The sequence below is a fragment of the Mesorhizobium sp. WSM4311 genome (assembly GCF_002295115.1).
Classification (GTDB): Bacteria; Pseudomonadota; Alphaproteobacteria; order Rhizobiales; family Rhizobiaceae; genus Mesorhizobium.
This window is the reverse complement of record NZ_NSFV01000002.1, coordinates 608,757-632,741: the sequence shown is the minus strand read 5'-3', so window position 1 is coordinate 632,741 and position 23,985 is coordinate 608,757. Positions and strand designations below refer to the sequence as shown.

General features: G+C 63.7%; 24 protein-coding genes. 8 read left to right on the top strand and 16 right to left on the bottom strand.

The features are described from left to right. Positions 1 to 135: 135 nt before the first annotated feature. From CK226_RS06775 to CK226_RS06700, 16 genes are all read right to left on the bottom strand, one after another. Positions 136 to 1,686, bottom strand: a complete 1,551-nt coding sequence (locus tag CK226_RS06775; protein WP_095770757.1) for a Do family serine endopeptidase — start codon at positions 1,684 to 1,686, stop codon at positions 136 to 138. Between the two features lie 132 nt (positions 1,687 to 1,818). After that, on the bottom strand, positions 1,819 to 2,286 hold the full coding sequence (locus CK226_RS06770; RefSeq protein WP_095791389.1) for a cytochrome c-type biogenesis protein: 468 nt from the start codon (positions 2,284 to 2,286) through the stop codon (positions 1,819 to 1,821). Next, the gene (locus tag CK226_RS06765) at positions 2,283 to 4,274 is read right to left on the bottom strand and encodes a heme lyase CcmF/NrfE family subunit (RefSeq protein ID WP_095770759.1); all 1,992 of its coding nucleotides are present in this window, start codon (positions 4,272 to 4,274) and stop codon (positions 2,283 to 2,285) included. Before CK226_RS06765 ends, CK226_RS06770 begins: the two co-directional genes overlap by 4 nt. A 5-nt stretch (positions 4,275 to 4,279) precedes the next feature. Beyond that, positions 4,280 to 4,723: a cytochrome c maturation protein CcmE gene (gene ccmE, locus CK226_RS06760; protein WP_095791388.1), complete on the bottom strand. Its 444-nt coding sequence runs from the start codon at positions 4,721 to 4,723 to the stop codon at positions 4,280 to 4,282. A gap of 7 nt (positions 4,724 to 4,730) precedes the next feature. Further along, on the bottom strand, positions 4,731 to 5,870 hold the full coding sequence (gene ccmI, locus CK226_RS06755) for a c-type cytochrome biogenesis protein CcmI (RefSeq protein WP_095770760.1): 1,140 nt from the start codon (positions 5,868 to 5,870) through the stop codon (positions 4,731 to 4,733). A 186-nt stretch (positions 5,871 to 6,056) separates the two neighbouring features. Further along, positions 6,057 to 6,494, bottom strand: coding sequence for a hypothetical protein (locus CK226_RS06750; protein ID WP_095786875.1), 438 nt, complete (start codon positions 6,492 to 6,494; stop codon positions 6,057 to 6,059). 208 nt (positions 6,495 to 6,702) lie between these two features. After that, positions 6,703 to 8,073 carry an ATP-binding protein gene (locus tag CK226_RS06745; protein ID WP_179300990.1) on the bottom strand — a complete coding sequence of 457 codons (1,371 nt, stop codon included), beginning with the start codon at positions 8,071 to 8,073 and terminating at the stop codon, positions 6,703 to 6,705. Between the two features lie 40 nt (positions 8,074 to 8,113). Beyond that, on the bottom strand, positions 8,114 to 8,779 hold the full coding sequence (locus CK226_RS06740; RefSeq protein WP_019857144.1) for a response regulator transcription factor: 666 nt from the start codon (positions 8,777 to 8,779) through the stop codon (positions 8,114 to 8,116). 70 nt (positions 8,780 to 8,849) lie between these two features. Continuing rightward, a complete protein-coding gene (locus tag CK226_RS06735) occupies positions 8,850 to 9,149 on the bottom strand; it encodes a hypothetical protein (protein WP_095770762.1) in 300 nt (99 codons plus the stop codon). 172 nt (positions 9,150 to 9,321) lie between these two features. Next, entirely contained in the window at positions 9,322 to 9,729 is a 408-nt protein-coding gene (locus tag CK226_RS06730; RefSeq protein WP_095791386.1) for a DUF3168 domain-containing protein, read from the bottom strand. A 169-nt stretch (positions 9,730 to 9,898) separates the two neighbouring features. Continuing rightward, complete coding sequence (locus tag CK226_RS06725; protein ID WP_245437675.1) at positions 9,899 to 10,618, bottom strand: SDR family NAD(P)-dependent oxidoreductase; 720 nt, start codon at positions 10,616 to 10,618, stop codon at positions 9,899 to 9,901. A gap of 103 nt (positions 10,619 to 10,721) precedes the next feature. Beyond that, entirely contained in the window at positions 10,722 to 11,528 is an 807-nt protein-coding gene (locus CK226_RS06720; protein ID WP_095770765.1) for an ABC transporter permease, read from the bottom strand. Next, complete coding sequence (locus CK226_RS06715; protein WP_095786520.1) at positions 11,528 to 12,361, bottom strand: ABC transporter permease; 834 nt, start codon at positions 12,359 to 12,361, stop codon at positions 11,528 to 11,530. The genes CK226_RS06720 and CK226_RS06715 overlap by 1 nt, the downstream gene beginning before the upstream one ends. 19 nt (positions 12,362 to 12,380) lie before the next feature. Then, positions 12,381 to 13,493, bottom strand: a complete 1,113-nt coding sequence (locus CK226_RS06710; protein WP_095770767.1) for an ABC transporter substrate-binding protein — start codon at positions 13,491 to 13,493, stop codon at positions 12,381 to 12,383. 70 nt (positions 13,494 to 13,563) lie between these two features. After that, on the bottom strand, positions 13,564 to 14,658 hold the full coding sequence (locus CK226_RS06705; RefSeq protein WP_095786521.1) for an ABC transporter ATP-binding protein: 1,095 nt from the start codon (positions 14,656 to 14,658) through the stop codon (positions 13,564 to 13,566). A 150-nt stretch (positions 14,659 to 14,808) separates the two neighbouring features. Then, positions 14,809 to 15,696 (bottom strand): LysR substrate-binding domain-containing protein, encoded by an 888-nt coding sequence (locus tag CK226_RS06700; RefSeq protein WP_095770769.1) that lies wholly within the window; start codon positions 15,694 to 15,696, stop codon positions 14,809 to 14,811. Positions 15,697 to 15,771: 75 nt separating this feature from the next. Here CK226_RS06700 and CK226_RS06695 point away from each other — a divergent pair, with 75 nt between their 5' ends. From CK226_RS06695 to CK226_RS06660, 8 genes are all read left to right on the top strand, one after another. After that, positions 15,772 to 17,412 carry an amidohydrolase gene (locus tag CK226_RS06695; RefSeq protein ID WP_245437674.1) on the top strand — a complete coding sequence of 547 codons (1,641 nt, stop codon included), beginning with the start codon at positions 15,772 to 15,774 and terminating at the stop codon, positions 17,410 to 17,412. Beyond that, positions 17,399 to 18,331, top strand: a complete 933-nt coding sequence (locus CK226_RS06690) for a dimethylarginine dimethylaminohydrolase family protein (RefSeq protein WP_095791384.1) — start codon at positions 17,399 to 17,401, stop codon at positions 18,329 to 18,331. Before CK226_RS06695 ends, CK226_RS06690 begins: the two co-directional genes overlap by 14 nt. Positions 18,332 to 18,489: 158 nt before the next feature. After that, positions 18,490 to 19,107, top strand: coding sequence for a cupin domain-containing protein (locus CK226_RS06685; RefSeq protein ID WP_095786523.1), 618 nt, complete (start codon positions 18,490 to 18,492; stop codon positions 19,105 to 19,107). A 140-nt stretch (positions 19,108 to 19,247) separates the two neighbouring features. Next, entirely contained in the window at positions 19,248 to 20,189 is a 942-nt protein-coding gene (locus CK226_RS06680) for a substrate-binding domain-containing protein (RefSeq protein ID WP_095770772.1), read from the top strand. Between the two features lie 94 nt (positions 20,190 to 20,283). After that, the gene (locus tag CK226_RS06675; protein WP_095786876.1) at positions 20,284 to 21,081 is read left to right on the top strand and encodes an ATP-binding cassette domain-containing protein; all 798 of its coding nucleotides are present in this window, start codon (positions 20,284 to 20,286) and stop codon (positions 21,079 to 21,081) included. After that, positions 21,078 to 22,091 carry an ABC transporter permease gene (locus CK226_RS06670; RefSeq protein ID WP_095791383.1) on the top strand — a complete coding sequence of 338 codons (1,014 nt, stop codon included), beginning with the start codon at positions 21,078 to 21,080 and terminating at the stop codon, positions 22,089 to 22,091. The genes CK226_RS06675 and CK226_RS06670 overlap by 4 nt, the downstream gene beginning before the upstream one ends. 1 nt (position 22,092) lies before the next feature. Then, a complete protein-coding gene (locus CK226_RS06665) occupies positions 22,093 to 23,181 on the top strand; it encodes a phosphotriesterase (RefSeq protein WP_095770774.1) in 1,089 nt (362 codons plus the stop codon). Between the two features lie 33 nt (positions 23,182 to 23,214). After that, a complete protein-coding gene (locus tag CK226_RS06660) occupies positions 23,215 to 23,985 on the top strand; it encodes a glutamine amidotransferase (RefSeq protein ID WP_095791382.1) in 771 nt (256 codons plus the stop codon).

Genomic DNA, 23,985 nt, shown 5'->3' with positions numbered 1-23,985 from the left:
AATGTGCGGCAGCGGGCGATGGGAGGCCCGCTGCCGCTGGAGGAGAGCACGATGACTGACTAACGTACCCGGCTCCATGCTTTCCCATGCGGCGGCTCGGGGGTGTTTGACACCGCCGCACCGGAAAAGTCGTTGTCAGCCCTTGGCGACGGGCAGCGCGACGAAACGGTTGTTGTTGTCGCGGGTGACCTGCATCAGCACCGCCTTGCGGCCGGACTTCACCGCGTCGGTCATCGCCTTGGTGACATCCTCGGTGCCATTCACTTCGTTCGAATTGACCGCGGTGATGATGTCTCCCGGCTGGATGCCGCGGTCGGCCGCGGCGCTGTCGGGATCGACATCGGTCACCACAAGGCCCTTGCCGTTTTCGGACTTGGTGACGGTGAGGCCGAGATCGGCCAGCGTATCAGGCTTTGCCGGAGCCGCGGGCTGCTGCTGCTGGTCGTTCGAGGCCTGCTTGTCGCTGGCCGGCAGCTTGCCGAGATCGACCTTGATCGCCTGGCTCTTGCCGTCGCGCCAGACGGTGACATCAACCGACTTGCCGGGCGAATAGGCGCCGATCAGGCGGGCGAGTTCCTTCGGCGAGGCAACATCCTTGCCGTCGACCTGGGTGATGACGTCGCCAGCCGTGATGCCGGCTCTCTTGCCGGGGCCATCGTCCTGGGCGCTCGACACCAACGCACCATTGTTGGACTTCAGCCCGAGCGATTCGGCGATGTCGGAGGTGACCGGCTGGATTTCGACGCCGAGCCAGCCGCGCTGCACCGCGCCGCTCTTCATCAGGTCCTCGACAACCTGCTTGGCGGTCGAGGCAGGGATGTCGAAGGCGATGCCGACACTGCCGCCCGAGGGCGAGAAGATCGCCGTGTTGATGCCTACGACCTGGCCATTGAGGTTGAAGGTCGGGCCACCCGAATTGCCGCGGTTGACCGAGGCGTCGATCTGCAGGAAATCGTCGTAGGGGCCGGCGCCGATATCACGGCCGCGCGCCGACACGATGCCGGCGGTGACGGTGCCGCCGAGGCCGAACGGATTGCCGACGGCAACGACCCAGTCGCCGACGCGGACCTTGGAATCATCGGCGAAGTCGACATAGGTGAACTTGCCACCGCCTTCGACCTTGAGGACGGCGAGATCGGTGCGCGGGTCGGTGCCGACCAGCTTGGCGTCGAGTTCCTTGCCGTCATTGGTCACCACGGTGAAGGCGGTGCCTTCTTCGACGACGTGGTTGTTGGTGACGAGGTAGCCGTCCTCGGAAATGAAGAAGCCGGAGCCCTGCGCCACCGGGCGCGGCTGGTCATTGCCGCGGTCGCGGTGACCGAAGCGGCGATGGCCTTCGTCATCCTGGCCGCCCTGGTCGCCAAAGCCGCGGAATTCCTTGAAGAAGCGGCGCAGTTGCGGATTGTTGGGCAGATTGTCGAAGCCGTCCTGGCCATCGGAGCCATCATCGGCGGTCGGCTGGATCTTGGCCTTCACCTTGACGCTGACCACGGCGGGCGAAACGCGCTCGACGACATCGGCGAAACCCTGCACCTGCGGCGCCTCGACGCGTACGGCATCGGCCAGAACGGGGCTGGTTCCGCTGGTCAGCGCGCCAACGCCGATCACGCCGGCAACGGCGACGGAAGCGGCGGCAGCCAGGAGACGCTTGCGGGTGCGGGAATATGAATTGGGGGCAATATTCATGGGGTCTCGTATCCTCTTTCAAAGGGACGCGCCTTGATCGGCATCCTCAGGCAAGGAGAATTAGAGCGACGCACATTACCGCGCCATTTCCGACACATGAAACTTTGGTAATGTTGGCGGCGACGGCAGCCGTCAGTCGCGGTGCAGGATAGCGTCCAATGCCGCCTGCTCGTCGGCCGACAGGGTCTTTGTCGCCAGGGTCCGGCGCGAGCGCGCGGTCAGCACGATGAACACGCCTCCGACCAGCAGCAACAGCACAGGCGTGCCCCAAAGCAGCGCGTTGCGCAGGTCGAAGCGCGGCCTCAGCAGCACGAATTCGCCGTAGCGCGAAACCACATAGTCCATGACCTGCTGGTCGGTATCGCCGGCGACGAGGCGCTGGCGCACCAGGATGCGCAGGTCGCGGGCAAGGTCGGCGTCGGATTCGTCGATCGACTGGTTCTGGCAGACCATGCAGCGCAGGCCTTCCGACAGCGCCCGCGCCCGCGCCTCGAGCGCCGGATCGGCCAGCATCTCGTCAGGCTTCACCGCCAGTGCCGTGCCGGCAAAGCCGAGCGCCAGCATCAGGACGAGCAACGCGGCGTAGAACCTGGCCTTCATGGCAGGACCGCGGGCGCCTCTGCGCTCGCCTGCTTGCGCCGACGCGACGGCGCGCCGACACGCAGACGCCTGTCCATCAGCGACATGGCCGCACCCGCCATCATCACCAGACCGCCGCCCCAGATCAGTGTCACCAGCGGTTTCCACCACAAGCGCACCACGACCGAGCCGTCCTTGGCTTCGTCGCCAAGCGAGATGTAGAGTTGGGAAAGACCAAGGGTCTTGATGCCGGACTCCGTCGTCGTCGTCTGCCGCACTGGATAGAAACGCTTGGCGGAACTGATTTCGCCGACAGGACTGCCGCTGACACCGATCAGCTCGAAGCGGCCACGGTCCTCGCTGTAGTTTGGCCCCTGCGCCGGATAGAGCCCGACGAAACGCAGCGTATGGCCAGACAATTCCACCGTCTCGCCGGCGCGCATGGTGAGGATCTTCTCGGTACCGAAAGAGAGCGTGGCGACGATGCCGAGCAAGGTCAGGCCAAGGCCGAGATGGGCCAGGGCCGTGCCGAAGACCGAGCGCGGCAGTCCGGCGAAGCGCCTGAGCATGACGGAAGGCGCGACCGATCCGACGCCGGACTTGACGGCAAGGTCGGTCAGCGCACCGGCGACCAGCCAGACAGCCAGGCCGATACCGAGGGCCGCGAACACCGACGCGCCGTCGATAAACAGGCCGGTGACAAGCATTGCCGCCAGCGCCGTGGCAAAGGCCGCCATCAGGCGCTGCGACGCGGCGATGACGTCGCCGCGCTTCCAGGCCAGCAGCGGGCCGAACGGCACGAGGACCAGAAGCGGCAGCATCAACGGGCCGAAGGTCAGGTCGAAGAACGGCGCCCCGACCGAGATCTTGTCGCCGGTGAGCGCCTCCAGCGCCAGCGGATAGAGCGTGCCGACGAGCACCGTGGCGGTCGCCGTGGTCAGGAACAGATTGTTGAGAACGAGCGCACCTTCGCGCGAGATTGGATGGAACAGGCCGCCGGCCGTCAGTCGCGAGGCGCGCAGCGCAAACAGCGCCAGCGAGCCGCCGATGAACAGCGTCAGGATGCACAGGATGAAGACGCCCCGCGCCGGGTCGGTGGCGAAGGCATGCACCGAGGTGAGCACGCCCGAGCGGACCAGGAAGGTGCCGAGCAGCGACAGCGAAAAGGTGAGGATGGCGAGCAGCAGCGTCCAGATCTTCAGCGCCGAGCGCTTTTCCATGACGATCGCCGAATGCAGCAGCGCGGTGCCCGCCAGCCACGGCATGAAGGAGGCGTTCTCGACCGGATCCCAGAACCAGAAGCCACCCCAGCCGAGTTCGTAATAGGCCCAGTACGACCCCATGGCGATGCCGCCAGTCAGAAACATCCAGGCGACCAGCGTCCATGGCCGCACCCAGCGCGCCCAGGAGGCGTCGATGCGCCCCTCGATAAGGGCGGCGACCGAGAAGGAAAAACAGATCGAGAAGCCGACATAGCCGAGATAGAGCAGCGGCGGATGAATGGCGAGGCCGAGATCCTGCAGGACCGGATTGAGGTCGCGGCCCTCGATCGGCGCCGGGTTGAGCCGGATGAAAGGATTGGACGTCGCCAGGATGAACAGAAAGAAGGCAGCGCCGATGGCGCCCTGCACGGCCAGCACATTGGCGCGCAGGGTCGCCGGCAGATTGGAGCCGAAAGCGGCGACAAGCGCGCCAAAGAAGGTCAGGATCAGCACCCAGAGCAGCATCGAGCCTTCGTGGTTGCCCCAGGTTCCGGTGATCTTGTAGATCATCGGCTGCAGCGAATGCGAGTTTTCCCAGACGCTCGCCACGGAGAAATCGGAGTTCGCATAGGCGCTCGCCAAAGCGACAAAGGACAGCGCCGTCAAGGCGAAACCAGTCACGGCGACAGGACCGCCGACAGCCATCAGGCGCTGGTTGTCGAGGCGCGCGCCGAACAGCGGCACGATCGTCTGCACCAGCGAAAGCGCGAACGCCAGGACTAGGGCGAAATGTCCAGTTTCAACCATGCCCCTCACTCACTTTTGCTCTCCTGCCAGACACCTTTGGCCTTCAGCCCGTCGGCCACTTCCTTGGGCATGTAGCGCTCATCATGCTTGGCAAGCACGCTGTCGGCAACAAAGACGCCGCCCGGACCGAAACTGCCTTCGGTGATGACGCCCTGCTCCTCGCGAAAGAGGTCGGGCAGGATGCCGGTATAGGTGACCTTGACCGATTTGTGCGTGTCGGTGACCGAAAAGGCGACCGTCGCGCCCTGCCCGCGCTGGATGGTGCCTTTCTCGACCAAACCGCCGAGCCTGATGCGCTGGCCGGGCTGGACACTCGCCGTGGTGAGGTCGGCCGGCATGTAGAAATAGGAAGCCTTCTGGCCAAGCGCGTAGAAGGTCAGCCCGGTGGCGGCACCCAGGAAGGCCAATCCGCCCACGATGACCGACAATCGCTTCTGCTTGCGTGTCATGACACGTTTACTCCGTCGCCGTCAGGCCGAGCGAGGCGGCGAGGGCGGTGAATTTCTTGGCTTCGTCGCTGCCCGGGCCAAAGACGGCAATGGCGCGACCGAGCGCCTCGCGCGCCTGATCGGCCTTGCCCAGCACGACATAGGAACGAACGAGCCGCATCCATCCTTCCGCGTCGCGCGGATTTTGCCGCAGTTTTTCGTCGAGAGCCGCGACCATGGTGTTGATCATGGCTTCGCGATCCTGCGGCGACATGGAGGATGCGGCGTCGATATCCGCGGCATCGGGGCCCTTCGCGGCCGCACCGGAAGCGACTTCGGGATTGGCGGATTTGGCCAGTGCCTGCTCGACGGCGCTGCGCCATGGCGAATCCGGCGGCAAAGTGCCCAGCATCGCCTGCCAGGCCGTGGTCGCGTCCTTGTTGCGTCCCTCCTGCGCCAAGGCCATGGCCAGGTAGAAGCTGGCTTTTGCGTTGGCGGGATCGAGCTTCAGCGCCGCCTCGAAGGCATCCTGCGCATCGGCGGAGACAATGCCGCCCGCCGCACCGGCAATCGCCTCGCCGAGGCCGGCCTGGCGAACAGCGCTGTCGCCGTCGAGGCGGATGGCATTGCGGTACGCGGCGACCGCGTCGGAGAAGCGCTGCATGCGCAGATAGACCGGGGCCAGCACGTCCCATCCCCTGCCGTCGGACGGGTTGGCGGCAAGATGAGCCTCGGCCCGTGCAACCAATTCGTCGACCGAACTGTCGGCCGGGTTCTTGGCCAGCCGTTGGCTGAGCGGCTGCGCCGGCAAGTCAGGCGAGCCAATCTGGCTGTAAACACCCCAGCTGACCAACGGCACCGCCAGCACGGCCACGGTCGCGACAAGCCGCGCTGTGACCGACGCCTGCCGCGCCGATGCCTTGCCGGCCGTATCGGCATTGTCGAGGCGCAGGATGCGGCGCGCGATTTCAGCGCGCGCCTCGGCTGCTTCGGCCGGCTGGATCAAGCCGCGCCCGGCGTCGCGGTCAAGCTCGGACAACTGGTCGCGATAGACTTCCAGATCGTGATCGCCACTCGATGACGCGCCCTTGGCTCCCGCGGCCAGCGGCAGCAGCACCGCCAGGCTCGCGCCGAGCGTCAGTATCGCGGCTATGACCCAGAACAGCATGGTTCTTCCAATAACGACAGAGCCCTGCCCTGCCAACACAGGCATCCTGCGACGCTTTGACGGTCAGCGCGCCTGACGTCCTTGATCGACATCAACCGGCCGGATTCCAATCGAAGCCGGTTCGGTCTTTGTTTGTGCATGTCGTTGTCCCAAAACCGCTGCGCAGTTTGGGCGACATGCGAGCTGTCAGGTCAGCGGCGTCCAGCTGCCATCGGCATTGCGGCAAGCGGTTCCGCGCGCCGTCACCCCGGCGCCGCCGGTGAACACCGTCTGCGTGTACTGGCGGCAGTCCTGCGAACCGACGCGATAAGGCTGGGCCGGAACCACCTCGCCATAGTGCGAAGCCTGATCGCCCTTCCACGCCACCTTCTGACCGCTCGTCGTATATTCGAGCGCCTTGTATTCAGCCTCGAGCGCGCTGTGCTTCTCGGCGTCGCTGAGGCCATTGCCGATCGAGCCGCCGATGAGGCCGCCGTCCATTGCCGAAATGATCGACTTAGTGACCTTACCGCTTGTCGGAGGCGTCGAGGCCGGTGTCGGCGTCACGGTGGGACCTTTGCCGCTCAAGGTGGTGCAGCCGGAGACGGCCAGCAATGCGGAAACGAGCGCGACGCGAATCTTCATGCCAACAACCGGTTTTCTTGAGTTGGAGCCTGCCATGGATGCGCCGGGGGCCGCGTCATCGGAGAAGTAGGCGTGGCCATAGTATTGATATTTGTCGGAAATTTGGCCGCTGCCGGCAAGTTCGAGAGCAATCGGCGTTGCTCCGGGATCAATCCATATGCCGCCATAACAAACGCCTTCCATCGCTGTCGGTTGGTCCGGGGAAGCGTCACTGAAGGCTCCGCAAGCGCACCACTGCCTTCAATCCACCCAGGCCGGACCGTTCGAGCGCGAGAACGCCTCCATACTCGTTGACGAGGTCGGCGACAATGGCAAGTCCCAGACCTGTTCCCGGTTTTGTCTCGTCCAGGCGCCTTCCACGCTTCAGCGCGTCGCGCGCCTTGTCCTCGGGAATGCCGGGACCGTCGTCGTCGATGCTGATCTCGAAAAGATTGTCGTCCTTGCCGGCCAGGGGGGCCACCGTGACCGAGACCGCGCTTTTTGCCCATTTCATCGCATTTTCGAGAAGATTGCCGAGCAGTTCCTCGAGGTCCTCGCGCTCTCCGGCAAAGACGATCTCGGTGGCCGGCAGGGACAGCGACAGGCTGGTCTGCGGATTGAGCTTCTGCAGGACCCGCACCATGCGCTGCACCAGCGGCGCCACCGGCGTACGGTAGACGACGCTGTCGCGCTGCGCCGCGACGCGGGCGCGCTGCAAATAATGGTCGACCTGCTTCTGCATCGAGGCGGCCTGCTCGGCGATCAATTGTCCCTTGGCGCCGCCAAGCGCCCTGCCTTCGTTGAGCAGCACCGCAAGCGGCGTCTTCAGCGAATGGGCGAGATTGCCGACCTGGGTCCGCGAGCGCTCGACGATGCGTTTGTTGTTTTCGATCAAGGCGTTGGTTTCGTTGGCTAACGGCTCGATCTCGGCAGGAAAGCGGCCGTCGAGCCGCTGCGCGGTGCCTTCGCGCACCATGGCAAGGGCGTTGCGCACCCGGCGCAGCGGCTGCAGGCCGAGCAGGATGGCAATGGCGTTGATGGCGATCATGCCGACGCCGAACAGGCTGAGATAAGTCAGCAGGCGGCGCTGGAAGGTGGCGATTTCCTGTTCGAGTTCGCTCTGGTTGCCCATCACCCGAAAACGCGCGGCGCGGTTCTTGGCATCGAGCACGAATTCGCTCTCGAACACTTCGAGCTGCTCGCCGTCTATGCCTTCGGCCGAATAGCTGCGCTGGAAGCTGGCATTGAAGGGCACCTCGGCGACGCTTGGCGACGGAATTTTGCTCGTCATCGACGACGAATGAAGGTCACCATGCACGCCCTCCGAGGCAGGCTCGACCGACCAGTACCAACCGGAATTCGGCTCGGAGAAGCGGAGGTCGCCAAGGTCCGGGGCGCCGGTAAGCGCACCCGTGTCGGAAATGCCAACGGACCCGATCAGGTTGAACAGATGCGCTGAAAGCAGGCTGTCGAAGCCGCGCTCGCTGGCCTGGCGGTAGAGCGTGGTGATCAGGGTGAAAATGACGACAAGGGTCAGGATCGCCCACACAGTGGAAAAAGCGATCACGCGGAACGTCAGCGAACGCGGCCACAAACGCAGCGAAAGCGGCGCCCTTGCGGTTGGTTTGAGCGGTTCCGAGTTACGCCTCCGGCTCGCGCATGCGGTAGCCCATGCCACGTACGGTTTCGATCATGTCGATGCCCATCTTCTTGCGCAGCCGCCCGACAAAGACCTCGATGGTGTTGGAATCGCGGTCGAAATCCTGATCGTAGAGATGCTCGACCAGTTCGGTGCGCGAGACCACCTCGCCCATATGGTGCATCAGATAGGCAAGCAGGCGGAATTCGTGTGACGTCAGCTTCAGCGGCACGCCGTCGACATCGGCCTTCGAGGCCTTGGTGTCGAGGCGCAGCGGCCCGCAGGTGAGTTCCGACGAGGCATGGCCGGCGGCGCGGCGGATCAGCGCCCTGAGCCGCGCCAGCACTTCCTCGATGTGGAACGGCTTGGTGACATAGTCGTCGGCGCCGGCATCGATGCCGGAGACCTTGTCGCTCCAGCGGTCGCGCGCCGTCAGGATCAGCACCGGCATCTTGCGGCCACCGCGGCGCCAGCGCTCGACCACGCTGATGCCGTCCATCTGCGGCAGGCCGATATCGAGCACGACGGCGTCGTAGGGTTCGGTGTCGCCGAGGAAATGGCCTTCCTCGCCGTCGAAGGCACGGTCGACGACATAACCGGCGTCGACCAGCGCGTCCGCTATCTGCCGGTTGAGATCCTTGTCATCCTCGACGACGAGTACGCGCATGCGGAGATCGATACCTTTTGAAGGACTGGTTCAGATATAGGCCGATTCCGGCAGCCTGGGAAACGGTGGGTCAGTTCTGCGGAACGACGATTTCGGAACGGCGCGGACGCTGCCCGTCCTTGCCAGGCACCAGCACGACGATGACACAGACCGGCTGGCCACCGCGTGTCGACTGCGAGGCCTTGGCCAACGTCCCGCCATTCTGCTCGGCCACCTGCTGGCCGATCGCGTAGCAGTCGGATGCGGCCAGGACGATCGGGCTGGACTGTTCGGGCGCGATCACCGACATCGCCGTCGCCTGCGACGCAAACAGCCCGGCAGCACAGAGCGCCAGGGTCGCGGTTCGAAAGTGGGAGCGAAGCGTTTTCATGGTCCGCGTTGTAACGCATCGGTGCTGAACGTGAAATGAACGGTGATCGATGCGAAAACCATGCCGCTACACCCCATGAACGCGAAACGACCGACCGTGATTTCGACGCCCCGACGCGACGAAATCCCGCAGACGCCAGTCTAGACTCCGTTTCGGCCGGATTGAAAGCGTGTCAGGCATTTTCCTGCGTCAGCGCGCGAAACCGCAGCAGCCCGTGATGCACGAGGAGATCCTCGTCGTAACGGGCCTCGGTGAATTCAAGCGACAGCCGCGTCTTGCCGCGCCGGCCGACCACCAGTGCGGCGTTCGCAAGGCGGGCCTTGATGGCGGCCATGATGGCAAGGGTTTCGTCGTCACCATGGGCTTTCGACCAGACATGCAGCGTAATCAACTGATCGTCGTCGTTCTCGGCGCCGGTGTCCCAGTCGAAGGCGGTGGTCTGACCAAAGGTCACGTAGGGAAAAGCGGCATTTTCCGTCGCCCGTTCGAGCAGCCCGGCGCCACCAAGCAGGGCAGACAGCGCCTTATCGCTTTTGAGCCTTAGAAAAAGTGCCTGCAGCAAATCGCCGGGCGCGGTCATTTATCGTCCCCCCTCGCCTGTTATGCCTTGTGCAAGCGTTTCGTCATACTGGCAAATTCACGCGAGGCGTACCCGCTCGTCAAGCCTGCGCCATATCGCATGATTCGCCCCGGCGCGATGATGAACGCCGATGATCTCGAAAATAAGACTTTGATTTCCGCAATCTCTGTCAGTATCGAGCTCGGCCGCCCGACATATCGAAAACAGCGCCGGTGTTGAACACACAGGCATCCGAGCAAAGCCACACCACGAGCGCCGCTACCTCGTTCGGATCGCCGAGCCGCTTCAGCGGACTTGCCGATATTATCGCGTCGACGGTCTCATTTCCGAGGTCCCGGATAAGGCGCGTATCGATCGGACCCGGGGCGATGCAGTTCACGCGAATATCGGTATCGCTGACCTCACGCGACAGTGCTTTGGTAAAAGCGATGACACCGGCACTGGCCGCGGAATAGGCCGCAAGGCTCGGCAGTCCCTCTTTCCCGGCAAGGGATCCCATGTTGACGATACGACCCTTGCCCGCTTGTCGCATAAGCGGGAGCACGCAATGCGTTACCTCGAACGTACCAAGAAGGTTGACCTGCAGGATTCTCTGCCATTCCGCCGGTTCGAATTCCTCGAACGGCTTATAGCCACCCAGCCACCCCGCATTGTTGACGAGAATGTCGACCCCGACTTCACCCATGATGGTCAGCGCTTGGATGATGCTCTCGCGTTTCGTCACGTCCACTGAAAGAGAGCGTGTGCCTTTAAGCTCGACGGGCTCAATATCCCAGATCCAGACGTCCGCTCCACTCAAAGTGAGCTTGTGGGCTATCGCTCGGCCGATACCACGGGCGCCGCCTGTGACGATTGCTGTTCGGCCCGCAAAATCATACGTCACCGACATCATCACCTCCCACGAAAACGCCAGTGCTTTGTATATTTAGCGCCGCATCGTGAATGAAGTCGAGGAGACGAGCCAGGCTCGGCTGCGCCTCAGTGCGGTTTGTCTAGTGCCCTGCACTCTGCCTGGTCATCACACTGCGCACCGCCAGCACCAGCACCGTGATGATGATCAGGATCACCGAGAGGGCGGCGATCGCCGGGTCGATATTGTCGCGCAGGCCCATCCACATCAGGCGGGGCAGCGTGATGGCGTTGACCGAGGTGATGAACAGGGTGACGCCGATTTCTTCCCATGACAGCACGAAGGACAAAAGCGCTGCTGTGATGATGCCGAACTTGATGTTGGGCATGATGATGCGGGTGGCGCGCTCCCAGACAGTTGCGCCAAGGCCGCGCGCGGCAAGGTCGATGCGGCGGTCGAGCTGGCTGAGCGAGACCAGGATCAGCACCGTGGCGAAAGGCACCGTCATGACCGAATGGGCCATGGCGACGCCGAGCCAGGTGTCGTAGCCGAAGAACGAGCTGAAGCCGGAGATCGAGGTCAGCAGGAAGTAAAGCGTGATCGCCGAGACCACCGGCGGCACAACCATCGGCAACAGCACGAAACCGACCAGTGCTGCGGTAAAGCGCGGTTGGAACATCCAGACACCGAGGCTGAAGCAAAGCGCCAGCACCGTGGAAATCGCACTGCTGACGATACCGATGCGGATCGACAACAGGATCGACTGGAGCCAGCGAGGATCCTCGATCAGCGAGCGATAGTGGCGCAGCGACAGTTCGCCTGTCGGCATCGCCAGCATGCGGCTCGGCGTCAGCGACACCGGGATGACCGCAAGCAGCGGCATCAGCAGGAAAAGCGCCACAAGGGCGGCGAGGATCAGCGAGACGGGTCCGGGGCGATAGGTCGGCATCAGATCAACTGCTTGGGTCTGACATAGCGGAACAGCAGCCCCATCAGCGCCCCGACGAACACCACCAGCACGACGCTGATCGCAGCTCCCAGCCCCCAGTCCGGGCTCTGGAAGATCCTGAGATAGATCAGTTCGGCGATCATCACGCTGCGGCCGCCGCCAAGGATCGCCGGCGTGACGAAGAAGCCGAGCGAGAAGACGAACACGATCAGCGCCGAACCGATGATGCCGGAGCGTGTCATCGGCACGAACACCGTCCAGAATGTGCGCGTGCGGCTGGAGCCAAGCCCACGCGCCGCAAGCAGCACGCGGTCGTCGAGACTGCGCATGGCGGACGCCAGCGGAAAGACAGCGAAAGGAATGAGGAAATGCGTCATGCCGACGACGACGCCGAACTCATTGCGCACCAGGGTCAGCGGTTCGGAAATGAAACCGATCGACTGCAGCCAGGTGTTGATCAGGCCGCGATTGGACAAAAGCGCCACCCAGCCGAAGGCGCGCGTCAGCACAGAGATCCAGAACGGGACCAGGATGCAGAATTCGGCGATGAGACGCTGCGCCGGGCTGCCGCGCACCCAGACGACCGTGATGGCGTAGGCGGCGGCGACCGACACAACCGTGACGATCGCCGCGATGCGCAGCGTGCGGATGAACACCGACTGCACCAGATCGTCGGTAAGCAAGGCATCATACTGGCCAAGCCCCGGCGTCGGCAGAGTAAAGCTCCACTTCACCACGCCGAGAAACGGCCAGGCATAGGCCAGGACGAGGAACAGGAGCAGCGGCGCCATCAACAGCGCCGCGCCCATCCTGTCTGAGAGAACGCCTCTCATCTCAGATCATCGCTGCCGATCAGGCGGAGATGATCTTGGTGTATTCGTCGAGCGCCGCGCCGTAGTTCTTGGCGTACCAGTCCATGTCGAGCGCGATCTGCTTCTTCATGTTTTCGGGATCGACGGGGTTGATGCGCTTCTTGTCGGCCGGGATCAGCGCGTCGGCCGCCGGGTTGGCCGGACCCTGGCCGAGCTTGTCGAACATGACGAGCTGCTTTTGCGGATCCTGCGCGCTGGCGATGAACTTCATCGCCGCGTCCTTGCCGCCGGGATTGTTCTTGAGCACGGCCAGCGCACCGGGCGAGATCAGGCCCTGGTCCCAGATGAACTTGATCTTGCCGCCGGAATCCTGCTCGATCAGCGACGCGCGGGTTGACCAGACGATGGCCATCGAAGCTTCGCCGTTGAGCAGCACGCTCTGGCTCTCGGCGCCGCCACCCCAGTAGGCGACGACGTTTTCCTTGAAGGCGGCGATCTTGTCATGCGCCCGCTTGAGGTCGAGCGGGTAGAGCGAAGCCGGCGCGATGCCGTCGGCCAAAAGCGCCGCTTCCCAGCTCGACACGCCCCATTTGTAGAGCGAGCGCTTGCCGGGGAACTTCTTCACGTCGAAGAAATCGGCCATGCCGGTCGGGGCGTCCTTGCCGTATTTCTCGGAATCATAGGCGATGACGTAGGAGAAGAAATAGGTCGAGGCGGCATATTCCCAGCCGAAGCCGGGGCGCATCTTCTTCTTGTCGACAATGTTGTAGTCGATCGGCTCGAGCGCACCCTGGGCGCCGAGGGTGATTGCCGAGAACGGATCGACGTCGACCAGGTCCCAGGTCGGCGCGCCGCTCTTGAACTGCGCCGAAATGGCGCCTTCGGTCGGGCCCGAGCCGTCCATCTTGACGGTGATGCCGGTGTCCTTGGTGAAAGCCTGACCATAGGCCGCATCATAGGCGGTGATGGCGTCGCCACCCCAATTGACCAGCACCAGTTCCTTGGCCGCGGCAAAGGCTCCGGTCGAGCGCAGCAGCATCGGCGTGCCGGCAAGCACGAGGGCTGCCAGCTGCGTGAACTGGCGGCGCGAGATCTCGCCGCGTCTGGTCCTTTCGGACAGCGTCTCGATGGCGTGTTTCTTGGTGTCGTTCATGTCAGTTCCCCTTTGTTTTTCGTTGATTTCAGTCCGGAAGCCGGTGCGGCGGATCAGGCCGCGCCGGTGCTCATTGTCCTCCGTCCGGAAGGAGGAAACCCTTTTCCGCCGGCCAGGTCAGCCAGACGGAATTGCCTTTGCTCAGTGCCGCAGCGGCAACCTCGTTCGGCACCGAGACGGTCACCTTCGCGCCTTGGCGCGTGGTCAGATCGAGCTTTGTGGCGGCGCCCAGATAAGTCGAGGCAATGGCGGTCGCCGCGATGCCGTTTTCACCGGCGGCCGCTTCGCGCGCGATCGACATATGCTCGGGCCGGATCGCCAGGATGGCGTCGCCACGGACCTTCTCGGCCTTGCAGTGCATATTGACCGCGCGGTCTTCGCAAAGGCCCGTCGAGCCATTGTCGGCAGGCTTGACCCCCTTCAGCGGCAGCATGTTGATCTCGCCAAGGAATTCGGCGACGAAGCGGTTGTCCGGCCGGTCGTAGACTTCATCCGGCGCCCCGACCTGCAGCAATTTGCCGTGGTTGAAGATGGCGACGCGGGAAGACAGCGCCAGCGCCTCGCTCTGGTCGTGGGTGACGAAGACGAAAGTGGTGCCGGTTTCCTGGTGCAGGCGCTTCATCTCGGCCTGCATCTGGCCGCGCAGGCTCTTGTCCAGCGCCGAGAACGGCTCGTCGAGCAGAAGCACCCCCGGCTCGAACACCAGTGCGCGCGCGAGCGCCACGCGTTGCTGCTGGCCACCGGAGAGCTGCGAGGGCAGTTTCTTCTCATGGCCGATCAGGCCGACGCGCTCGATCATCTCGCCGACGCGCTTCTTGATGTCTGCGGCCGATTTCTTGCGCACTTTGAGCGGGAAGGCGATGTTGGCCTCGACGCTCATATGCGGGAACAGCGCATAGCCCTGGAACACCATGCCGGCGGCGCGCTGCTCGGCCGGGCGGTCGGTGATGTCGGTGCCGTCGCTGAAAAGCTTGCCGTCTGTCGGCTGCACGAAGCCGGCCAGGATCATCAGGAAGGTGGTCTTGCCCGAACCGGAAGGGCCGAGCAGCGTCAGGAATTCGCCGCGGCCGATATTGAGCGACAGATTGTCCAACGCACGGAACGAGCCGAAGCTCTTGCCGATTCCAATTGCCTTGATCTCTGCGGCCCGGCCGGGTTGCTGCATCCTGCCTCTTCCTCAGTCCCAGGTGAAATCGTAGGCAGGCTGGCGGCTCACCGCAACCGAATAGTTTTCGCCTGATCGGCAAATTTGATTCACGTCTGGCAGTCGGGACGCGCCAAATCTCCGCATCGAGGGTCCCTTAAGAGGGACAGATCAGAGTCTGTTCTCCGACAGCTTCGCCCTGAGCCAGTCGCTGAAGGCGTTGAGCACGGGATGACCGGCCTTGGCGTGCTCGAAAACAAGGAAATAGGAGCGTGGCGAGGGCACTGACGCTTCAAACGGCTTGACCAGCCGGCCTTCGCTCAGCGCCCGGCGGCCGGTCAGCTCGTCGCCCATGGCAATTCCCTGGCCGGCGACCGCCGCCGAGAAGACGAGGTTCATGTCGGAAAAGAAGATACCGCCTTCGGTATCCGGGTTTTCCACCTTGGACAGCGCCAGCCAGCGCGCCCAGTCCTCGGTGTCGGAGAGATGCAGCAGGTTGGCGCGCAGGACGTCCGCCGGTTTGGAAAAGCCGCCGACCTTGTTGAGCAATGTCGGGCTGCAGAGCGGCGTGAAGTGGACTTCGCAGAGCAGCTCCACCACCCGGTTCGGCCAGTTGCCGACGCCGAAGGCGATGAAGGCGTCGGCGTCCGGGTTCGAGACGTCATCGAGCCGGCGCGGCGTCAGCACCGAGAGCGCCACGTCAGGGTACATCTGCTGGAACTCGCCGATATGGGTGCACAGGAACATGGAGGCGAAGCCGGGCGGACAGGAGATGGCAAAGGAGCCGCCGACGCCGGCGCCGTTCGTCTGCGCTCCCGCGTCGCCGAGCACGGTCAGCGCCTTCCTAACATCGGCTGCGTAGCGCTGGCCACGCGGCGTCAGCGCCACCCCCTTGCCGATGCGCTGCAGCAGATCGAAGCCGAGATCGCGTTCCAAAAGCCGCAGCTGGTGGCTTACCGCGCTGCGGGTAAGGTGCAGTTCGTCGGCGGCACGCCAGACGCTGCCGTGGCGGGCGAAACTGTCGAGGGCGCGCAGCGCCTGTGTGGATGGAATTCTCAAGAGGTGAACCGAATTTGCATGAACCGGGAAAACATATCACTTTTTGGCGAGCCGCTTCACTGCTTTCTTTGATGCATGGACAAACCGGTGACGACATCGGCGCAAGAGACCGCCCTTGCCTGCCTCGACGGCATCCAGCCGCTGCTGTCGGCGTGGACGCGCACCATCTTCGATTTCGGCGAGACCGCCTGGCGCGAGTATCAGTCCGCCGCGTGGTATGTGGAGCGACTGAAGCGGGAAGGCTTTGCCGTCGAGGAAGGTTCCGGCGGCATGCCGACCGCCTTCTGCGCCCACTGGACGAATGGCGCCGGGCCGACGGTCGGCCTGTATGCCGAATATGACGCGGTTCCCGGCAACTGCCAGGACGCGGTCACGGTCAAGCAGCCGCGGCCCGGCCTTGGCGTCGAGGCCGGCGGCCACACCGACCCGCATTCGGGGCTCGGCATGGCAAGCCTCGGCGGCCTGCTGGCCACCAAGGCGGCGATGCAGCACCATGGCATTCCAGGCACGTTGCGCTTTACCGGCGAGCCGGCCGAAAAGGTGCGCGGCTCGAAACCTATCCATGCGGCCAAGGGTTATTATGACGGCCTTGCCGGCATGATCTCCTTCCATCCCTTCTACATGCTGCCGCTCTGCAACACCGCGCGCTGGGACACGCATTGTGGAGCAGCCTACGCCATGATCTACCGCTTTGTTTGCGACGAACCCGAAAACTGGGTTCGCGCAGGCGATGGCGCACCGATCCCGCAGGCGCATTCGGCGGTCCGCGCGCCGGGCGCCAACGACGCGCTGATGACGATGTACATGGCGTCCAAGGCGCTGCGCGATTCCATGCTGCCGCATCAGGGCGGCTGGTCGATCAGCGAGGCGATCCTGACGGCGGGCCAGGCCACGGCCGACAATCTGCCGGCAGGGCTGGCCGAGATCCAGTACATGATCCGCGTGCCGACGCTTCGGATGGCCGAGCAGGTCACCGCCGTGCTGGACCGAAATGCGGCGGCGGCGGCCGCGATCGGCGGCTGCCGTTATGAGCGCCACTGGGTATCGAAGTCGCGGCCCGGGCTGGCCAATCACGCCATGGCCGAGATCGCCTATGAAGCGCTGTCGACGGTCGGGCCGCCATGCTGGGACGAGGCCGCCAGGGCGATCGGGCGCGAAATCCAGGTCAATGCCGGTGGTACCGCGACCGAGAACCCGTTCATCGACGAGCTGGAGCGGCTGATCGCACCACAGGAGGCGGAAGCGATCCTGCGCCGCGACCTGCCGCCTTCGCAGCTGAATTCGACCTCCGACGACTACACCGACATGAGCTGGCACGCGCCGACAGCACGCTTTTACGTCGCCCGTCCGGCGCTGCGTTCGGCCAAAGGCCATGCCTATCCCTCCTGGGTGATGAATGCGCTGGGCGGCATTTCAGCGACGATCGATCCGATGGTTGCCTGTGCGGCCAAGACGGTCGCGCTGGCGGCGCTGCGCCTGCTCGAGGACGAAAAAGCCCGCGATGCGGCGATGGACGAGTTCGTCACCCGCACCGGAGGCGGCATTGGCGGCACCAACTGGATCGCACCGCTCTGCGACTACGAACCGCCAATCAACTTCCGCTGGCCGGAATATGTCACCACGGCGCGCGGCCGCGACTGGTGGATCCCAAGCAAGACAGGTCCCGACCAACTCTTGAGAACAAGCCCACGAGGAGAACCGCATGACCGTTCATGATCGCATCGTCGCCGAGCCGTTTTCGCTGCAGCGCCGCAATCCGGCCGGCGGCACCAAGCCGCTGACATCGTGGGGCTTCGCCAACGAAACCGACATGTTGACCGACGTGCTGCTGGGATCGCCGAATTTCCTGCGGCATCTGTCGACCAGCTCGCTGTCGCGCAAGCACCTGCGCGAGGCGCCCTGCAACATCCAGATCGCGCAGGCGCAGCATAAGGACCTGGTCGCCGCCTACGAGCATTTCGGCGTCAACATCCACTGGCACGAGCCGACGCCGGAACTGCCGATGCAGGTCTATTCCCGCGATTCCAGCGTCATGACGCCCTACGGTGCGATCATTACCGCCATGGCCAATTGGTGGCGGCGCGGCGAAAATTATGCCGCCATCCGCACCTACGAGAAGCTCGGCATCCCGATCTACGACATGGTCACGGCAGGCACATTCGAGGGCGGCGACTTCAACGTCATCGAGGACGGCGTGGTGTTGATCGGCTGCGGCGGCGCCCGCACCCAGGAAGAAGGCGCCCGCCAGGTGCAGGCCTGGTTCGAGAAGGAGGGCTGGGAAACCCGCATCGCCTTCATCGACGAATATTATGTCCATATCGACCTGATGGTGGTGCCGATCGCCGAAAAGCTCACTGCAGTGTGCCTCGCCTGCACAGAGCCCGGCATCGTCGACTGGCTGAAGGGCAAGGGCCACGAGATCATCGATGTTCCCTTCCAGGACACGATGGCGCTCGGCTGCAACTTCATGTCGCTCGGCAAGGACCGGGTGATCGCGCCGACCTCCAGCCAGACGCTGATCGGCCAGCTCAAGGCGCGCGGCTTCGAGGTCGCGGCCGTCGACATGAGCGAGATCTCCAAGACCGGCGGCGGCATCCACTGCATGGCGCAGGCCTTGAAGCGCGAAGCAGCGTAGGAGATCACCGCCCCGCCGGTGTTATACGGCGGGGCGCGGAGACTGCCCTGGACGGGTTCTAGGCTCGATCCGATGCATCGTCCGTTTTCACAGGATGGACAACGCCCGGGATCGGTTTTACGAGTCAGCCCAACCAGCGGAGATGTTCGCGCCCCCCAATGAACAAGATCGATAGCCACAACAGCAAGGGCGCCGACGAGCGCTCTACCGCAACCAGCCTGCTGCGGCTCGGCACAAGGTTGAAGCTCTCCCGGCAGACGCGTGGCCTGACCCTGAAGGCGCTCGCGGCTGCCGCCAACTGCTCTGAAAGCCTGCTTTCCAAGGTCGAGAACGGCAAGGTCTCACCCTCGCTGCCCATGCTTCACCGGCTGGTCGAGGTGCTCGGCACCAACATCGGCTGGATGTTCGAGGAAGCCGATGGCGAGGAAGGCATTGTCTTTCGCGCCGGAGCACGGCCGCTGATCGCGCTCGATCCGCTCAGGCGCGGCGAAGGCATATCGCTGGAGCGCGTCATTCCCTATTCGCCGGGCCACCTTCTGCAGTGCAATATCCATCATATCGAGGTGGGCGGTGAAAGCGCCGGCCCGATCCAGCACGCCGGCGAGGAAGTCGGCTATCTCCTGGAAGGCGCCATTGAACTGATGGTCGGTGAAAAGACGTTTCGCCTGTCCGCCGGCGATTCCTTCGTTTTCAACTCCGAACTGCCGCACTGGTACCGCAATGTCGGCGACGAACGCGCCAGCATTTTCTGGGTAAATACGCCGGCGACATTCTGATCTCGCCGGCCCCCATCTCCTTTCGGCAGCGCCAATTCAAGTCACTTGACAAGAAATCAAGTATCTTGAATTATGCGTCTGCGCCCAGCGCCAGATGAGCCCGATCAAGGGCCTTTTCCGCAAAACCAAGGGGAACCGGAATGCGTCTTACCAAGATCCTTTCAGGCTGCGCCGCAGCCATCGCCATGACCCTCGCGCTTGGCTCCGCCTCGGCCATGGCCGAAACCTATGCGCTGGTCACCATCAACCAGCAGGCCCTGTTCTTCAACCAGATCAATGACGGTGCCAAGGCCGCGGCAAAGGCCGCCGGCGTCGACCTCGTCATCTTCAACGCCAACAATGTGCCGAGCGCGCAAAACGACGCGATCGAGAACTACATTACCCAGAAGGTCGACGGCATCATTCTCGTCGCCATCGATGTCAACGGCGTGAAGCCCGCGATCACCGCGGCCAAGGCCGCCGGTATTCCAGTGATTGCCATCGACGCGCAGATCCCGAATGGCGACAATGTCGCCTTCGTCGGCGTCGACAACACCAAGGCCGGCGAGGATATCGGCAAGTTCTACGCCGAATACGTCAAGACCAAGCTGAACGGAACCGCAAAGATCGGCGTTGTCGGCGCGCTCAATTCGTTCATCCAGAATCAGCGCCTGGACGGCTTCAAGAAGGCTGTCACCGAGAGCGGCCAGAAGGTGACTTTCCTCGACACGGTCGATGGCCAGAACGTGCAGGACGTGGCGCTGTCGGCCTCCGAAAACCTGATGACGGCCAATGCCGACATGACGACGCTTTATGCGACCGGCGAGCCGGCCTTGCTCGGCGCCGTTTCGGCCGTCACCAGCCAGGGCCGTACCGGCGACGTCAAGGTGTTCGGCTGGGACCTGACCAAATCCGCGGTGCAAGGCCTCGAAGAGGGCTGGGTAATCGCCGTCGTCCAGCAGGATCCGGCCGGTGAAGGCAAGGCTGCCATCGAAGCCTTCGGCAAACTCAAGAAGGGCGAGAAGATCGATCCGATCATCAACGTTCCGATCACCATCGTAACCAAGGAAAATGTCGGCCAGTTCAAGGACATGTTCAAGTAAGATCCTCCCCAGACCGCCGGGCCGCGCATCGACTTTGTGGTCGTCGCGCAGCCCGGCGACCGATTGAACATGCCGCATGAGAACTGGAACCATGATGAGCGATGGCGAAACCTGCCGCGTCAGGATGACCGGTATTTCCAAACGATACGGCCCGATCCAGACGCTGGATGATGTTTCGCTGAACCTGAAACCTGGCGAGGTGCTCGGCCTGGTCGGCGACAATGGCGCCGGCAAATCCACCTTGAGCAAGGTTCTGTCCGGCGCGGTCATTCCGGATTCCGGCACGATCGAGATCGATGGCAAGGCCGTGTCCTTTTCCTCGCCGGCCGATGCCCGCGCGGCACGGGTGGAGATGGTCTACCAGGACCTTTCGCTCTGCGACACGGTGGATGTGGCCGGCAATCTCTTCCTCGGCCGCGAGCCTCGCCGCCACGTGCTCGGCGTCCCCTTTCTCGACAACAGGCGCATGCATGAACAGACGCGCGAGATGCTCGACCGGCTCGGCATCGTCATCGCCGATACCAGGCTCAAGGTCGAGAACCTGTCCGGCGGCCAGCGCCAGTCGATCGCCATCGGCCGCGCCGCCTCCTTCGATCCATCGGTGCTGATCATGGACGAACCGACAGCCGCCCTCGCGGTGGCGGAAGTCGAGGCGGTGCTGGACCTCATCCGCGCCGTCAGCGCCCGCGGCGTCAGCGTCATCCTCATCACGCACCGGTTGCAAGACCTGTTCCTGGTCTGCGACCGCATCCAGGTCATGTATGAGGGCCGCAACGTCGCCGAACGCAGGATCGGCGACACCAGCATCGAGGAGGTCGTCAACCTGATCGTCGGCCGGAAATTCACCGCACGATCGGCGCGTGCCAGCCGCGACGAGGGGGTACAGCCATGAACGTCACCTCCGCCGGTGTTGGCGCCTCGCCGCCCAAACGCGCCCACAACAGCACCTGGAAGGATGTGGCGGCAGCCAATGGCAGCGTCGTTTCCATCGCGCTGTTCTTCATCGTCGTCTGCGTGGTCTTCTCGCTGGTCACCGGATCCTTCCTGACCACGCCCAATCTGCTCAACATCGTGCGCCAATCGGCGCCGCTGCTGATCGTTGCGGCGGCGATGACCTTCGTCATCACCACCGGAGGCATCGATCTTTCGGTTGGGTCCGTGCTGGCACTGACGGCGACACTTTCGGCCGTTGCGCTGCAGGCCGGCTTGCCATGGCCGCTGGTCGTTGTCGGCATGCTGGCGCTTGGCGCGGCGATCGGCGCCTTGCAGGGTTTCTTCATAGCCTATGAGCGCATCCCGGCCTTCATCGTCACGCTTGCCGGGCTCTCGGTCATCCGTGGCGTGGCGCTGCTGATCACCGGCGGCTATTCGATCCCGGTCGAGCCGACGAGCTTCTTCGTCAACATCGGCAGGGCCTGGTTCCTCGGTGTGCCTGTGCCCGCCTTGCTCGCCCTTGTCGTCCTGGCCATCGCCTATCTCGCCTTCAACCAGACGCCGTTCGGCCGCTATGTGACCGGCATCGGGGCCAACGCCGAGGCTGTGCGCCGCGCCGGCGTCGATACGCGCTTCATGACGCTCTTCGTCTATGTCCTATCGGGCATGGCGGCAGCGTCGGCCGGCGTCATTCTGGCCGCGCGGCTGGGCTCCGGCTCGTCCAATTCCGGCCAGGGTTTCGAGCTCGATGTCATCGCCGCCGTGGTGCTTGGCGGCACCAGCCTGTTCGGCGGGCGCGGTACGATCATCGGCACCGTGCTCGGTGCATTGACCGTCGCGGTCATCGGCAACGGCCTGATCCTGGCGCACATGTCGCCCTTCCTGACGCCGATTGTCACCGGCACTATCATCCTCGTTGCCATCTGGCTGAATTTCCGCCTGTTCAAGGGCGCGACGCGGAGCCGCTGACATGGATCATTTGTTCGACAACACGCCAAGGCAAAGGGTGCCGATCGGTGTTCGCTCCGGGACCGTGATGACCGTTACCGGCCCGGTCGCGATCGCCGACATGGGCGTGACGCTGATGCACGAGCATATCCTGCTCGATGGCTCGACATCCTGGAAATGCCCCTGCCATCCCGACGACAGGAAGATCGCCGAGCAGCCGGTCAGCATGGAGATCATCGGCGAGTTGCGGATGAACCCCTACATGAACCGCGACAATGTCTCGCTCGACGACAGCGACCTGGCGCTTTCCGAGCTCGCCAGGTACCGGGCGCTGGGCGGCCACACGGTTGTCGACGCGACCAATATCGGCATCGGCCGCGATCCGGTGAAACTGGCGCGTATTGCCCGCGCGTCCGGATTGCGCATCGTCATGGGCACAGGCTTCTACCTGCAGCACACCCATCCCGACTGGCTGAAGGCGATGGACGTCGATGCCGTCACGGAATTTCTCGTCAACGATGTCGGCGGCGGCTCGACGCAGCCCGAAATCATGGCCGGCATCATCGGCGAAGTCGGCGTCAGCAAGGATTTCACCGAAGAGGAACGCAAGTCGCTGCGGGCTTCAGCGCGCGCGGCCAGGATCACCGGCGTACCGCTGACCATCCATCTGCCCGGCTGGGAACGGCTGGCGCATGACGTGCTCGACGTGGTCGAGGCCGAAGGCGCGGATCTGAGACACACGGTCCTTTGCCATATGAATCCGAGCCACAATGATCTTGGCTATCAGACAAGCCTCGCCGCGCGTGGCGCCTTCCTGGAATACGACATGATCGGCATGGATTTCTATTATGCCGACCAGGATGCGCAATCGCCTTCCGACGAGCAGAATGCGCAGGCGATCCGTTCGTTGATCGACATGGGGCTGGTCGACAGGATCCTGCTGTCGCAGGACGTCTTCCTGAAGATCATGCTGACGCGCTTCGGCGGCTTCGGCTACGGCTTCATCCTCAAGCATTTCGTGCCAAGGCTGAAACGCCATGGTGTCGAGCAATCGGCAATCGACCGCATGCTCATCGACAACCCAAAGACCGTGTTCGCCGCGAGCCTCTGAGCTGCCGGCCACAGCAAAAAACAGGGAGTTTACATGTCCAGGAAGAAAGTTCTTCTCGCCGGCGAGTCCTGGGTCTCGACCGCGACCCACATCAAAGGCTTCGACCAGTTCCCGACCGTGACCTATCACACCGGCGCCGATGAACTGCTGGCGGCGCTGAAGGATGGTCCGTTCGACGTCACCTTCATGCCGGCGCACGAAGCGCAGCGGAATTTTCCCCAGACCATGGAGACGCTTTCGGCCTATGACGCCGTGGTGCTTTCCGACCTTGGCGCCAATACGCTGTTGCTTCACCCCGACACCTGGGTCCACTCCAAGCCGACGCCGAACCGGCTGCGGCTGCTGCGCGACTATGTCGGCAATGGCGGCGGCCTCCTGATGTTCGGCGGCTATTACAGCTTCCAGGGCATCAATGGCGGCGCACGCTACCACAAGACGCCGGTCGAGGATGTTCTGCCGGTGACCTGCCTGCCGGTGGACGATCGCGTCGAGGTGCCCGAGGGCTATGCGCCGGTCGTTGTCGGCCCTCAAAGCCATCCGATCCTGAAGGGCCTGGGCAAGGATTGGCCGATCCTGCTCGGCTTCAACGAGGTCACGGTCAAGGAGGGCGCCGAAATCCTCGCCACCGTGTCTTCCGACTACCAATCCATGCCCCTGCTGGTGACCGGCAAATATGGCAAGGGCCGCACCGTCGCCTGGACATCGGATGTCGGGCCGCACTGGCTGCCGCCGGGCTTCATCGCCTGGAATGGCTACAAGACACTCTTCGAACAGATGCTGGGCTGGGCGACAGCCAGGGATTAG

Coding starts and splice junctions, on each gene's coding strand:
- CK226_RS06775 (WP_095770757.1), bottom strand. CDS start 1,686: ATGAATATTGCCCCCAATTCATATTCCCGCACCCGCAAGCGTCTCCTG.
- CK226_RS06770 (WP_095791389.1), bottom strand. CDS start 2,286: ATGAAGGCCAGGTTCTACGCCGCGTTGCTCGTCCTGATGCTGGCGCTC.
- CK226_RS06765 (WP_095770759.1), bottom strand. CDS start 4,274: ATGGTTGAAACTGGACATTTCGCCCTAGTCCTGGCGTTCGCGCTTTCG.
- ccmE (WP_095791388.1), bottom strand. CDS start 4,723: ATGACACGCAAGCAGAAGCGATTGTCGGTCATCGTGGGCGGATTGGCC.
- ccmI (WP_095770760.1), bottom strand. CDS start 5,870: ATGCTGTTCTGGGTCATAGCCGCGATACTGACGCTCGGCGCGAGCCTG.
- CK226_RS06750 (WP_095786875.1), bottom strand. CDS start 6,494: ATGAAGATTCGCGTCGCGCTCGTTTCCGCATTGCTGGCCGTCTCCGGC.
- CK226_RS06740 (WP_019857144.1), bottom strand. CDS start 8,779: ATGCGCGTACTCGTCGTCGAGGATGACAAGGATCTCAACCGGCAGATA.
- CK226_RS06735 (WP_095770762.1), bottom strand. CDS start 9,149: ATGAAAACGCTTCGCTCCCACTTTCGAACCGCGACCCTGGCGCTCTGT.
- CK226_RS06730 (WP_095791386.1), bottom strand. CDS start 9,729: ATGACCGCGCCCGGCGATTTGCTGCAGGCACTTTTTCTAAGGCTCAAA.
- CK226_RS06725 (WP_245437675.1), bottom strand. CDS start 10,618: ATGTCGGTGACGTATGATTTTGCGGGCCGAACAGCAATCGTCACAGGC.
- CK226_RS06720 (WP_095770765.1), bottom strand. CDS start 11,528: ATGCCGACCTATCGCCCCGGACCCGTCTCGCTGATCCTCGCCGCCCTT.
- CK226_RS06715 (WP_095786520.1), bottom strand. CDS start 12,361: ATGAGAGGCGTTCTCTCAGACAGGATGGGCGCGGCGCTGTTGATGGCG.
- CK226_RS06710 (WP_095770767.1), bottom strand. CDS start 13,493: ATGAACGACACCAAGAAACACGCCATCGAGACGCTGTCCGAAAGGACC.
- CK226_RS06705 (WP_095786521.1), bottom strand. CDS start 14,658: ATGCAGCAACCCGGCCGGGCCGCAGAGATCAAGGCAATTGGAATCGGC.
- CK226_RS06695 (WP_245437674.1), top strand. CDS start 15,772: ATGGACAAACCGGTGACGACATCGGCGCAAGAGACCGCCCTTGCCTGC.
- CK226_RS06690 (WP_095791384.1), top strand. CDS start 17,399: ATGACCGTTCATGATCGCATCGTCGCCGAGCCGTTTTCGCTGCAGCGC.
- CK226_RS06685 (WP_095786523.1), top strand. CDS start 18,490: ATGAACAAGATCGATAGCCACAACAGCAAGGGCGCCGACGAGCGCTCT.
- CK226_RS06680 (WP_095770772.1), top strand. CDS start 19,248: ATGCGTCTTACCAAGATCCTTTCAGGCTGCGCCGCAGCCATCGCCATG.
- CK226_RS06675 (WP_095786876.1), top strand. CDS start 20,284: ATGAGCGATGGCGAAACCTGCCGCGTCAGGATGACCGGTATTTCCAAA.
- CK226_RS06670 (WP_095791383.1), top strand. CDS start 21,078: ATGAACGTCACCTCCGCCGGTGTTGGCGCCTCGCCGCCCAAACGCGCC.
- CK226_RS06665 (WP_095770774.1), top strand. CDS start 22,093: ATGGATCATTTGTTCGACAACACGCCAAGGCAAAGGGTGCCGATCGGT.
- CK226_RS06660 (WP_095791382.1), top strand. CDS start 23,215: ATGTCCAGGAAGAAAGTTCTTCTCGCCGGCGAGTCCTGGGTCTCGACC.